The sequence below is a fragment of the Psychrobacter cibarius genome, from assembly GCF_016107535.1.
GTDB lineage: Bacteria > Pseudomonadota > Gammaproteobacteria > Pseudomonadales > Moraxellaceae > Psychrobacter > Psychrobacter cibarius.
In genome coordinates this window covers 44,581-57,352 of sequence record NZ_JABASQ010000015.1, presented here as the reverse complement: position 1 = coordinate 57,352, position 12,772 = coordinate 44,581, and the positions used below count along the sequence as shown (strand labels likewise).

Sequence of the window (12,772 nt, the reverse complement as noted above, 5' to 3'; positions counted from 1 at the left end):
CTTTTTTTGCATAATTCTAAACGAAACATAAAGCATTACTAGTCATTTAGCTATGAATAATTGTGACTATTTTGCAACCATATTTTACAGCCATTATCATTGCTAATGGTGAGTACAAATAGAGGGCTAATACCTGCGTTATATTTTGAGTTTAATTGTCATATAGTAGTCTAAGCATGAATAAGTTATCAAATTAGATAACAACGCCATACTGTTGACACATGGCTTGCAAGCCGCCTGAATAGCCTTGACCAACAGCACGGAATTTCCACTCACCGTTGTGACGATAGACTTCGCCAAATACCATTGCTGTTTCAACAGAGTAATCTTCTGCCAAATCAAAACGTACCACTTCAGTGCCTGTCTCTTCATTCACGACACGAATGAAGGCATTGGCAACTTGACCAAAGTTTTGACTACGAGCCGCCGCATCATGAATAGTAACAGTGACGACAATTTTATCCACATCAGCAGGTACTTGAGTCAGGTTTACTTTGACGACTTCATCATCGCCATCACCTTCGCCAGTGCGGTTATCACCAGTATGCTCAACCGCGCCATTATCAGACTTAAGCTGGTTATAGAAAATGAAGTCATGGTCGCCGCGTACTTTACCTGCCGTATTCAGTAAAAACACACTGGCATCAAGATCAAACTCAGCACCAGAAGTTGCGCGTTCATCCCAACCAAGACCGATAAGTAACTTCGTTAAATTTGGATCAGTCTTGGTGAGCGATAAGTTACCGCCTTTATTAAGTGATAATGCCATGGGGTTATCCTTGTTATTAGAGTGATTAAGGGTTTGATAGTTAAGTTATATAAATAAAAACAATCGCAATAGTGGGATTAAAGCGCTCGTAAATCTACGCTTCACGGTTGCTTAGCTATTACTTAGCTATTACTTAGCTAGTATTTAGTGACGCTCTATCATAACAACAAAAAATGACCCAATCAAAGCTGATTGGGTCATTGTTATGTGTACGACCAGACTGACTATAAAAGATGGCGTCTAAATGCGGTGGTCAACCTTCATATCCATCCATAAACCTAAATTATCATCCCTGACGATGACGAATCTCAAAACTTTGATGAATGGGCTTTTTAATATCAAAATCAAAACCAATGGTTTTTTGCGTGATATCGACAATATCATAACGCTCGGTTAACTGCTCATCGAGCTCAAAGCGGGTAAAGTTATTTGAAAAATATAAAATCCCGTCAGAGGTCAAGCGGTTCATCGCACGATTAATGAGGGCAGAGTGGTCACGCTGCACATCAAAGGTACCTTGGAACTTTTTCGAATTCGAAAAAGTCGGTGGATCGATAAAGATGACATCAAATTGTTCAGTATTGTCTTTAATCCATTCAAAGATATCGGCTGCGACGAATTGATATTTATTGCGGCTAACGTCCAGACCATTTAATACAAAGTTTTGCTTACCCCAGTCTAGATAGTTCTGTGACAAGTCAACGCTAGTGACTTTTTTCGCGCCAGCAAGCGCCGCATGCACACTTGCAGTACAGGTATAAGCAAATAAGTTCAGTACGGATTTATTACGACTGTTGTCTTTGATACGGGCACGCATATTACGGTGATCAATGAACAAACCCGTATCTAAATAGTCCGTAAAGTTGACGTAAAAATAAGCACCATCTTCACGTGCAACATGAAATTTACCACGCTTTTCGGTGGTGTTCTGTTTGCTATATTGGTCATTACCAGACTGGCGTGCACGGGTTTTGATAAATATTTGTTCACGGTTAATACCAAAAACTTCACGAATACCCATTAGTGCCAAGTTGAAGCGTTTTTTAGCCGTCTCAGGTGGAATGGTTTTTGGTGGCGCATATTCTTGCACGTGCACATAGTCGCCATATAAGTCGACGGCGACTTTGAAGTCGGGCAAGTCAGCATTGTAAACGCGCAAATTACTAACCTTGTCTTTTTTAGCCAACTTCTTCAGCTTGGACAGGTTTTTTTGCAAGCGGTTGATAAAGTCTTGTCCCTCTTCCACTTCAATCTCACGTTTTTCGAAGCGACTAACGAGATTGCCCGTTTGTCCCGCAATCAACGTGCCATAGCGGAAATAAACGGTGATAGCACCATTATGACAGCGTAAGGTTTTTGGTTCTTTAATAGGTAAGATATCAACTTGCTCAACATTAGATGCCAATATGCCAAGCATCGGATCAATGCCGCTACCGGCAAAGCTGTCTTGCAAAATAAGCCCAATCGCCTGATATAATGGCTTAATCATCTCTTCGTCACCCAAACGCTCACCATAAGGTGGGTTGGTGATGATTAGAGGGTTGCTCAATCGACCGTCATCGACCAATGGCTTCAAAATAGTGCTCAGCTGGTCAAGCGCACGCGTCTCAAGATCAAGCAGTGGTAGTAAATCTTGCAAACCTGCGGCAATCAGGTTTTTCTCTGTTGCTAAAATCGCGCCGCTATCGGCATCAAAGCCCAAAATCAGCGGTAATGTATCTGGTTGCTCATTAGCAATTGCTAAGGCTTCGCGGAAGCGTGTCTGGGCATCATCGATCATCTGTTGCCATAAGGCATCGTCATGATGCTGCCATTGGTAAAAACCAAATTGATTGGCGGCTTTATCGATACCCACAGCATAATCGCAATGCATGAGTAGTGCTTCAATAATAAAGGTGCCAGACCCACACATTGGATCAATTAGCGCATTATAAAAAGGTGCATTGCCAGCTTCATTTTTCTTGTGCCAGCCTGCACTATATAGTAGAGCCGCTGCCAAGTTTTCTTTGAGTGGCGCTTCAGTCATTGCCACACGATACCCACGGCGATGCAAACTGGTACCTGATAAATCTAAATACAGCTCAGCTTGCTTATCATTCACGGTTGCAAATATAGAAAAGTCTGGATTTTTACTATCGACGTTAGGACGGCTGTCATAAACTTCATTGAACGTATCTGCAATCGCATCTTTGATACGTAGCATCGCAAACTGTTGACTGACGGCCACACGCTTATCGACCGACAGACGAATGGCAAAGGTTTGCTCTAAACTAAACTGCTCAATCCAATTGACCGATTTTGCCAAGCCATAAAGTTGCTCAGCCACATCGTATTCGGCATTGATGTTTTTGCGTTTAATGAGCATTAATACCCGCGAGGCGACACGTGACCACAAACAAATGCTATATAAGTCACGCAAAGTACCAGTAACTGCCAGACGGCCTGTACTTTTGATTTCACTTGCAATACCAAAACTTGTCAGCTCAGTTTGTAGTGGTGCCTCAAGCCCATCGGCACAGGTGATAATAAGGTCAAGCGACAATTCTGGTGAAGCTGCTGTTAGAGGTGCGGGCGCGGTTGTTTCGGTCATACGGATACCTGTGGGCTAAATTGATAAGTAATGCACATCCTAAAATAAGATGTTTAACCGCCAATTTTACCATAATTCAGGGCAGGATGGTTTAAAGTGGTGGTGTTTATAAAAGAGAGATTCAGTAATGTCATCTTTCACAGAATCATGCTTATCATACTAAAGATGAAAACCTTGAGCCTAAAAATTGTGGGATAAATTGTCCAAGGGATAAATAATATAATGAGCTTATTTATCTGCTTTGCTCAGTGGTGGTGTTTCTGACACAACCTGCGTTGTAGTTGCAAAAGGTTTAGTGGCAATAGGATAATCCACATCCTTTGGCATAAGCAGACGCATATGAGGATAAGGAGTAGAAATATTAGCGGCATCAAAGGCACGCTTGATATCTTCTTTTAAACCTTCTTTAATTTTGGGCATGCGAGCGACAGCGGCAGGCTTGACCCAAAAACGCACGATAAAGAACACTCCATACTCACCAATTTCATCCACGGTGGCCGAGGTTTCAGGACGGCTAAGTACCACATCGGTGTCAGTAAGCACCTGCAAAATTTCCTTGCGAGCAGTATCGACATCATCTTCAAAGGCGATACGCACACGAATATCGAAACGTATGAAGTTCTTGGAGGTTAAATTGGTCACCTCAGAGGAGGCAACGTTAGAGTTGGGAATAATGACGGTGATGTTGTCTCGCGTCAAAATATGGGTGGTGCGTAACGCAATGAGTACGACGCGACCCTCGTTGTCATTGATATGAATCCAGTCGCCAACCTGAAAAGATTGTTCGAGTAAAATGGTAATACCTGCAATGAAATTAGCAAGCGTTGATTGGGCAGCAAAACCGACTGCCAAGCCCACAATCCCTAAACCTGCGACCAATGAGACGATATCGAAACCAAATTGCGCCATGACGCTGGCAAGTCCGAGTACCAGTAGCAGCACTGACAAGATGTTTTGAAGCAGCTGCTCTATAGAAGCATTGAGACCATAATGCTGTAACACCTTATGGATAATCTGTCCAGATGACGCCCAAAGTACATAATAAATCCCCGCCCATGTACTGGCTTTTGCAGTGGCTTTGATAGTCTCTGGCTCAAAGTAAATCTGGCTCATAATGGCAATCAGGCTGGCAACTATCCAGATATAACGCAAGACCGAACGGACAATCTTAGTACGGCGCTCATTCAGGCGGATTTTTGTCCTACTTTGCTTAAGGATATAAATGGCAAGCCAATAAAAAAATCCCAACACTGCCAGCAGTATTAGAATTTTGATGGCAGTACTAGCGAGCTCTACCGCTTGAGACGACCAATCAAGTGACTCTTCATCGACAGAGCCGCCAAGCGCAAGGTAGAGGCTAGTATGCAGGTCACGAACAATCTCTTTAAAAAAATCAGTAATACTAGCGATTGCCATTTTTTGGTCCATGCAGAGTTTTTTAAAGTATCTCAAGTCGTCAGTGCTACCAAACACAACATGAGTGATGATTAATACGACACATCCTTGTTTTGAAAGTGTAGCTGAGCTGATGCTTAAAAGCTATCTTCCTGTGTGTCTTGGTACTGATAAGGTATTGCCATTTTGTGTTGAACATCGCGTAGCGCGGTACGTAAGCCTTCTAATATCGTAGGATGATAAAAAGGCGTATCGAGCATGGCCTTAACACTCAAATCATTGGTAATCGCTGCAGCTAAAATGTGTCCAATATACTCGGCATCAGGACCCACCATACTAGCGCCTAAGATTCTATCAGTTTTTTTACAGCCATAGATATGTAGCAGGCCACAGTTGACGCCCATCACGCGACTACGGCCTTGATTGTCGAAGCTGACGCTACCGATGACATATTCTAAGCTTGTATCCTGCTGAATGTCTGGTAGAGACATGCCGACGTTAACGATTTGCGGTGCACAAAACACAATCGAGAAGGGCGTGGCGGGCGGGCGAATATGAGCGGCGTCTTCATTCTCGCAGACCATACTTCCAGCGCTATAGCCTTCATCGCTGGCCACATGCAATAGTGGGAGATTGGCGTTGGCATCACCAACGATATAGACATCTAAATCACCAATCTGACCTGTTTTTTTATTCAAGTGCTTTGGACGGTCTTTGTCGTCAAGTTCAACGCCTAAATGTTCAACTCCTAGCGGTTTGATATTATTGCGGCGACCAGTCGCAACCAGTACATACTCACCTTGCCATTGTTGCGACTCTCCAGCACTGTCTTCATAATCAATGAACGCGGCTGAATAATCATTATCCGTGGCTGTTTGCACACCGACATCGCTGATTTTGCTGCCCAAATGCATGGTCAATTCGCGGCTTAAGCAATCGATAGCTTTGTTATTGATATCATCGTCTTTGAGATCTGCAACACGTTTGACACGATTAAACAAAGTTACTTCTACACCTAAGCGTTTAAAGGCTTGCGCAAGCTCTAATCCGATAGCACCTGTACCGACGACGGCCATTGTTTTTGGTAAATTTGTGAGCTCAAAGATCGTATCAGAGGTGAGCATGGCGTTACCAAGCTTATCTGCCCAGCCATCTGGGATAAATGGAGAGCTGCCCGTGGCGATGATGATTTTGTCAGCGGCAATCAGCGCATCATTGACTTCAATGAATCCTCGGTTATTGATATGAGCGCGTCCTGAGATTTTTTTGTGATCAGGCCAGCTATCTACTTGAGTTTTGACGTAGCTAGCAAAATGAGCACGCTCGTCCCGAACGCGTTGCATGACTTGCTTGCCATCTATTTGGACAGTGGCATGGACGCCAAATTCAGCAGAGTGATTGGCTTCATACGCGCGATCAGCGGCGGCAATCAATAATTTACTTGGCATACAGCCGACCGCAATACAAGTGGTCGTCCAGAATCCGTCATTAATAATAATAACATCATCATGGGTTTTACTGGCTTGACGAAAAGCATTTTGCCCAGCAGTACCTGCACCGATAACGGCAACAGATACTTGGCGAGTAGCTTTGGATGCTGTGTTATCCGCTGCAGTATCGGATTGTTTATTCATATGATTCTCAAGTTATAAGATGTTTATTATTCAGGGCTGTTTTTTAGATAATTTTTTTAAGAGATTACTTTAAAAAATTATTAAAAAACTACTTTTAGCCTCTGATATCCAGCGTTTATCGTAATGATTATTATCGTCTATTTTAAAATGCTTTTTATGATTCTTGGCTTTATTGGTTAAGGAGCTAAGGTTTCAAGCAAACGTTCAGTGTAGCCTTTGGCACGTAAATTTCGCTGAGCATGAGTGAGCGTGCCATCTTTATCAAAGACAAAGGCTGAACGGACCAGCCCTAACGTTATTTTGCCGTACATATTTTTTTCTTTAATAACGTCAAAGTATTGGCATAATTTTTCGTCAGTATCGCTGATAAGGGCAATGTTTAAATCATATTTGGTGATGAATTTCTCATGAGATTCAACACTATCACGTGAGACGCCGATAATGTCATAGCCTAAATCATCAAACTCATGGAGATGAGCAGTAAATTCGGTTGCTTGAGTGGTACAGCCTGGCGTACTGTCTTTTGGATAAAAGTACAAAATAAGTCCTTTATCAGTATTGGCAATCATCTCTTTGAGATTGATTTCATCATGGATGAAGTTGCCGGCAAGCTTTCGTACTATCATCACTGGAAAGTCAGGTAAGGTTAGGTTTTCTGTGGTTGGTTTTGCCATTATAAAATCCTTATTCGTTTTTGTTTATGTCAGTACTTATATCAGTGCTTATGTAAGTGCTTATGTAAGTGCTTATGTCGATTGATAATCTATGCTGTGTGCTTATTATAAGCAGATTAGCAGCGATTCATAATCAGTTTTACACTTTGCGCCTGTATTGACAACAAAAAAGACTGGCAATAGCCAGTCTTTTGTATATCAAACGAGATGTGTATTACGCTGGTTTTTGTGGCTGTTTTAAATCTAAGCCAACGGTGCATTGCTGCAAATCTTTTTGCATTTTTTTGACGTAAGGCAGTCCAGACGGATCTTTTTTGTCTTGGGCATAGCTCTCAATTTCCCACATCTGACCGATGGTCATGTTGCTACGCACACCGATAGTGCAATTGCATAGTTTGGTCGCATCGTCTTTGTCAGCGACTTTATATTTGACCGCACCATTAACGCAGGTATTGATGTTATTTTGCTTAATATCGGCAGCGTTTGCTTGTGGCATCACAAAAATGGCAGCTAAAGCTAGGGGTAATAATGGCAACAACTTCATAAATATCCTCTTACGGGTAACATCAATTTTCTAAATTTTGTACTCAAAGTAAAGCAAAAGTACTCATAGTTCGTTGACTAATGTGGTTACTTATATCTTGTGATAAATGCAATCGCTCATACCATAACAAGTATGTGAGTTAAAATACAACGGCGGCGTGCTGTGTTAATGCAAGCGAATGTTTCGCTAATGTTGATTGCTATCACGCTTTCATGCAAGTGCAATCCCATCGTTCATTAAGATTGATAATGGGTTGGGTCAGTGATGCCAGCCTGAGCAAATCCTTGACGGCGTAGGGCACAGCTATCACATACACCGCAAGCAAGACCCTGTGCATCGGCTTGGTAGCAAGATATGGTTTGCCCATAATCGACGCCCAATGACAATCCAAGCTCAATGGTTTTTGCTTTTGACAGTTGCTGTAATGGCGTTTGAATGGATAAATGATGACCGGTAACGCCCGCTTTGGTGGCAAGATTGGCCATATGCTCGAAGGCGGCAATATACTCTGGACGACAGTCGGGGTAGCCTGAGTAATCGACTGAGCTGACGCCAATGACGATATGATTGGCATCGGTCACTTCAGCAACGGCTAGCGCATAAGACAAAAATATCGTATTACGCGCAGGCACATAAGTGTTGGGAATAGCGTCGTTATCAATCTCATCACGCTTTTTGTTAGGAAACTTATCCGTATCGCCATCAGGAACAATCATACTGTGATCTGTCAGCGAAGAGCCACCAAGCTGAGCGATATCAATATCAATAATTCTATGATTGACCTCGGCAGTCTCAGCGATGGCTTTTGCCGCGACCAGTTCACTATTGTGGCGTTGACCATAATTAAAACTGACCGCAGTCACCGACGCATAACGTGCCTTGGCCCAATACAAACAAGTCACCGAATCAAGCCCACCTGACAGCAGCACAACGGCATTTTGGCTTTTATGCAGAGCATTTAAGTCAGTATCGAAGGCTTGATTATTAGAGGCGCTTTGCGAAGTAACATTAGTCATAGTGGTATCTATTATTGGTTTGCGAAATGGGTTTGCGAAAAACGCCTATTTTAGCAAAAATACGCTCATTACAGAACCACGAAGCCATTATAAATACGATATGAAACCTTAATCAGCTCAAATGAGAAATTTTTTATAAAAGGGTGGAGCTATCAGCAGTGCTATGGTCGAATGTTCAGCATGCCTTGAGCTAAGCCATAAAAAAGACTGAATATTTAATCTGATAGTTGAATCTCATCTTTTCAATCTGTTAGCAAATTTTGTTATAATCGCTGCTTTTAGAGCCACTGTACTATTACCTCCTTGCTAAAGGCTTTATCCTTCCATTTTTTAGCAAAATTTCCTTGTAAAGATATTGAGTAACTTATGACCGCAGCAACCTTGTTTACGCCACAAATTACGCCTGAAATCGATGATATGTCAGCTGATACAGGTTTGGATAATCATGCTTGGGACACTGATGGCGATAGTATGGAATATGAGGATGTTGCTGACGATCATACAAATGAAGACAGTATCGCCGCTGCACCGTCAACGTCTACTGAATCAGCAGAGTTCCGTAAACTGCGAAAGAAGCTGCGTAGACAAGTTTCTTGGGCGATTCGTGATTTTAATATGATCGAAGACGGCGATGTGGTGATGGTCTGTGTTTCAGGTGGTAAAGACAGCTATACCTTGCTGGATATTTTACTGTTACTCAAGCGCATCGCCCCGATTAACTTTGATATCGTCGCGGTCAATCTCGATCAAAAGCAACCCGGTTACCCTGAAGATATTTTGCCAGCGTATTTGAACGAGCAGGGCATTGCTCACTATATTTTAGAAAAAGACACTTATAGTATCGTTAAGAGCGTGGTGCCAGAAGGCAAAACTTATTGCTCGGCGTGTTCACGTCTGCGCCGCGGCTCATTATACGGTTTTGCTAAGCAGATTGGCGCAACCAAAATTGCGCTGGGTCATCATCGCGATGATATATTGGCGACTTTCTTTTTGAATTTATTTCATGGTGGCACTCTTAAATCGATGCCACCGAAATTGCTCAGTGACGACAAGCAAAACCTACTTATTCGTCCATTGGCTTATGTCGAAGAAAAAGACATCATTGAATATGCTCGCTTAAAAGAATTTCCAATTATTCCATGCAACTTATGTGGCAGCCAAACCAACTTACAAAGAGCCATTATCAACGATATGTTGCGGGAATGGGATGATGCCCACCCACAGCGTTTGGCCTCTATTTTTAAAGCCATGCAAAACGTCGCACCGTCGCAACTAGCAGACCGTGAATTGTTTGATTTTGAGCAGTTAAGTCTTGATCGTGATGATAATGAACGTTTGTTTGAAGGAGATAACATCCAAGCTGGCCAGACCGAGAGCTTGGCGGAAATTGGCTTACCTGTATCGCCAAAAACTCAAGCGTTCAATCCGAAGTTTATGAGTGATAAACAGCAACTGCCAGAATCAGATAAAGCGACAGCAGATAATCGTATCACGCAAAAAATCCCAACGATTAATCCGGTTATTTGATGGTTCTATACTGAACCAGCTATCGCTAAAACCTTTAAATTGGCTATAAAAAACCAGCTCATTATCTACTAATGGCTGGTTTTTTTATGTGTTAATAAATCAATTATTAATCATGCTTATAATAGCAAGATTGGTAAAATCAACTTTCTGCAAAAACAGGTAATGGGTCAAAGCTAACTTTTGAACGTGGTAATTTCGCCACATCTTGCATACGCCAGTCATCTTTACCATCACTACTTACTTGTAGATAATATTTTGCTTTTAGAGGATCTATATCTACCTGCGCACTGTATTTATTGCCCTCGACATGCTGTAGGACGACATCGTGATCTTTTTTGATATCGGTTGCATGTGAGATAGACAGATCTAGTTTTTCAGGATAAGCCAGAGGATTGCCATTCAGCAGTTTACCTGATTGCAGACTCTGTTCAGGATAATTTAGATAGAATACAACATCACCATTATCTGCAAACTGCATTTCGCCGTGCAAATCTAAGTCATAAGTCAATTTGTCACGTGACACATCATGATAAAGCGTCTTACCATCCATATACCAGTCGTCACGTACCACGCTATCCCGAATTTGATAAGAGTAATAAACAAAAAAGATACAGGCCACTACGACAAATGCTGGCATGCCAATAACAAAAATAACCACCATGTAATTCTTATACCATGGCTGAGTATCTTGATGCTTAAAATTTGATGCTGGAGTAGACATAAAATACCTATTAATCAGATATCTGTTTATCAGATATCTATAAACTGTATCAATGGATAAGCTGACAACGAAACAGCTGCCAGTTTAATGATAAATCGTCCACCTGCTAGCCACTGACTCACAGGTGAAATATAGAATTATATACTAGGGCGTGTCTTCAATCTGAATGAAAGCACCTAAATGGATTAAAAATGGTTAAATTTTGCCAAACAGCTGGTTAATATGCCGATACTATCTGCACTATTTTCCCAGTTTAGCTGCCATTTATTGCATTTCTATTACCACTTTTAAAATGAGGACCCGCCCTAGCTAAGCTATCAATCGCTTATAAAAACCTACTGCCCTTGAGTAGTAAATACGTTTTGTTTACTGACTTTATACTGACCATCTTCACTGGTCACATTTAGGGTCACTGATGTTTGTTCAAAATCGATAACCTTAGGATCGCCATAAATACTCACAGGCATATCAAAGCTTTCACCTGCTTCTAATGGTACATCATTGAACCGCAGCTCCAAGCTCAAACCTTCTTGTGGAGCAAGGGTTATTGTATAGGTATGCGGCTCTTGTGTTTTATTAGTCAGCTTGACGATATAGCTGTTTTCAATCATGCCTTGATTATTCACTGAGGACAACTGGTTACGGTCACGGCGAATATCAATCTCTAACGGTACACGGTCCGTCAATGCATAAATAACGCCACCACATAAAATAGTAATAACGGCTAAATAAGCAAATAAACGTGGACTGATGACGCGGGTATTTTCTTTTTCTGACAACTGTCGTTCTGTCGTATAACGAATGAGTCCACGTGGATACCCGACTTTATCCATAATTTCATTACAAGCGTCAATACAAGCCGCGCACTGTATACAAGCGACTTGCAAACCATCTCGAATATCAATGCCAGTCGGACATACCTGCACGCACATGGTGCATTCAATACAGTCGCCTAAATGTTCAGGATGGGTGCCTTTTTTTCGTGCCCCGCGAGGCTCACCGCGCTCATAATCGTAAGATACGACCAGCGTATCTTTGTCAAACATGACGCTTTGAAAACGACCGTATGGGCAGATTTGGATACACATCTGCTCACGCATATAACCTGCATTGACGTAGGTAGCAAAGGTGAAAATAAACATCGACACCCATACCCATGTTGGCCAATCAGGAATGGTAATAAAACCAATGGTTTGCCAGCTTTGATATAAATAATCTGTTCCAGCGACGTAACTGACAAAGGTTGCCGCGGTAATTACTGAAAATACCAACCAAATAAAATATACCAAAGAACGTTTAAAGGCTTTTTTTGCGCTCATCGGTTCTTTGTCAAACTTGATACGTTTGTTGCGATCGCCAATCACCCATTTTTCAACATATTGATAAAGATGTGTCCAAATCGTCTGAGGGCAGGCATAGCCACACCAAACACGCCCCGCATACACAGTCACCATGAATAAAGTGAATGCGGCAATAATCGCAAAGGCGGCAATGAAGTAAAAATCTTGGGTCAAAAAAGTCATGCCAAAAACATAGTAATGCTGCGACGGAACATCAAGCCATATGGCTTGCCTACCATTATAACGTAACCATGGCAACAGCAGAAAAGCGGCTAAAAGCGCATACATCGTGACGACACGAATGTTTTGATAAAAACCGGTGACAAACCTAGGATGAACTCGATGCTTGGTCGCATCAAGGTCAATTTGCTGTACAGGGATTTTATTGGGTTGTGGTGCTGACATAAACGTGCCTCTTTTAAAAAAGAATCAGTTTGCTGGCATGATGAACAAACATCTTTAATCATCAGATGTATGAGTGTGTGATGTTATCAATGTCAGTAAGTAGCGGATAAAATGTTAAACAGAAAAATATTTTAACCCATCTACCAAATGATCGATT

At 41.9% G+C, this 12,772-nt stretch carries 10 protein-coding genes; 1 reads left to right on the top strand and 9 read right to left on the bottom strand.

Annotated elements, in window-relative coordinates:
* Nucleotides 1-193: 193 nt before the first annotated feature.
* From JFC08_RS09620 to queC, 7 genes are all read right to left on the bottom strand, one after another.
* Nucleotides 194-769, bottom strand: coding sequence for a TerD family protein (locus JFC08_RS09620; protein WP_055123872.1), 576 nt, complete (start codon nucleotides 767-769; stop codon nucleotides 194-196).
* Between the two features lie 286 nt (nucleotides 770-1,055).
* Nucleotides 1,056-3,359: a bifunctional 23S rRNA (guanine(2069)-N(7))-methyltransferase RlmK/23S rRNA (guanine(2445)-N(2))-methyltransferase RlmL gene (gene rlmKL, locus JFC08_RS09615; RefSeq protein ID WP_198330533.1), complete on the bottom strand. Its 2,304-nt coding sequence runs from the start codon at nucleotides 3,357-3,359 to the stop codon at nucleotides 1,056-1,058.
* Nucleotides 3,360-3,587: 228 nt separating this feature from the next.
* A complete protein-coding gene (locus JFC08_RS09610; protein WP_226950312.1) occupies nucleotides 3,588-4,775 on the bottom strand; it encodes a mechanosensitive ion channel family protein in 1,188 nt (395 codons plus the stop codon).
* Between the two features lie 116 nt (nucleotides 4,776-4,891).
* Nucleotides 4,892-6,388 (bottom strand): dihydrolipoyl dehydrogenase, encoded by a 1,497-nt coding sequence (locus JFC08_RS09605; protein WP_198330532.1) that lies wholly within the window; start codon nucleotides 6,386-6,388, stop codon nucleotides 4,892-4,894.
* Nucleotides 6,389-6,564: 176 nt separating this feature from the next.
* A complete protein-coding gene (locus JFC08_RS09600) occupies nucleotides 6,565-7,062 on the bottom strand; it encodes a peroxiredoxin (protein ID WP_198330531.1) in 498 nt (165 codons plus the stop codon).
* 214 nt (nucleotides 7,063-7,276) lie between these two features.
* A complete protein-coding gene (locus tag JFC08_RS09595; protein ID WP_198330530.1) occupies nucleotides 7,277-7,606 on the bottom strand; it encodes a hypothetical protein in 330 nt (109 codons plus the stop codon).
* A gap of 236 nt (nucleotides 7,607-7,842) precedes the next feature.
* Nucleotides 7,843-8,559, bottom strand: a complete 717-nt coding sequence (gene queC, locus JFC08_RS09590) for a 7-cyano-7-deazaguanine synthase QueC (protein WP_167541684.1) — start codon at nucleotides 8,557-8,559, stop codon at nucleotides 7,843-7,845.
* A gap of 429 nt (nucleotides 8,560-8,988) precedes the next feature.
* Here queC and ttcA point away from each other — a divergent pair, with 429 nt between their 5' ends.
* Entirely contained in the window at nucleotides 8,989-10,149 is a 1,161-nt protein-coding gene (ttcA, locus tag JFC08_RS09585) for a tRNA 2-thiocytidine(32) synthetase TtcA (protein WP_198330529.1), read from the top strand.
* Nucleotides 10,150-10,288: 139 nt separating this feature from the next.
* Here ttcA and JFC08_RS09580 read toward each other — a convergent pair whose 3' ends face one another.
* Nucleotides 10,289-10,870: a FixH family protein gene (locus tag JFC08_RS09580; protein ID WP_087813718.1), complete on the bottom strand. Its 582-nt coding sequence runs from the start codon at nucleotides 10,868-10,870 to the stop codon at nucleotides 10,289-10,291.
* Between the two features lie 335 nt (nucleotides 10,871-11,205).
* A complete protein-coding gene (ccoG, locus tag JFC08_RS09575) occupies nucleotides 11,206-12,615 on the bottom strand; it encodes a cytochrome c oxidase accessory protein CcoG (RefSeq protein ID WP_198330528.1) in 1,410 nt (469 codons plus the stop codon).
* Nucleotides 12,616-12,772: the final 157 nt, after the last annotated feature.

What these genes read in the sequence shown, in the direction of transcription:
- JFC08_RS09610 (WP_226950312.1), bottom strand. Translation starts at nt 4,775, where the DNA reads ATGGCAATCGCTAGTATTACTGATTTTTTTAAAGAGATTGTTCGTGAC.
- JFC08_RS09620 (WP_055123872.1), bottom strand. Translation starts at nt 769, where the DNA reads ATGGCATTATCACTTAATAAAGGCGGTAACTTATCGCTCACCAAGACT.
- JFC08_RS09580 (WP_087813718.1), bottom strand. Translation starts at nt 10,870, where the DNA reads ATGTCTACTCCAGCATCAAATTTTAAGCATCAAGATACTCAGCCATGG.
- JFC08_RS09600 (WP_198330531.1), bottom strand. Translation starts at nt 7,062, where the DNA reads ATGGCAAAACCAACCACAGAAAACCTAACCTTACCTGACTTTCCAGTG.
- JFC08_RS09595 (WP_198330530.1), bottom strand. Translation starts at nt 7,606, where the DNA reads ATGAAGTTGTTGCCATTATTACCCCTAGCTTTAGCTGCCATTTTTGTG.
- ttcA (WP_198330529.1), top strand. Translation starts at nt 8,989, where the DNA reads ATGACCGCAGCAACCTTGTTTACGCCACAAATTACGCCTGAAATCGAT.
- ccoG (WP_198330528.1), bottom strand. Translation starts at nt 12,615, where the DNA reads ATGTCAGCACCACAACCCAATAAAATCCCTGTACAGCAAATTGACCTT.
- JFC08_RS09605 (WP_198330532.1), bottom strand. Translation starts at nt 6,388, where the DNA reads ATGAATAAACAATCCGATACTGCAGCGGATAACACAGCATCCAAAGCT.
- rlmKL (WP_198330533.1), bottom strand. Translation starts at nt 3,359, where the DNA reads ATGACCGAAACAACCGCGCCCGCACCTCTAACAGCAGCTTCACCAGAA.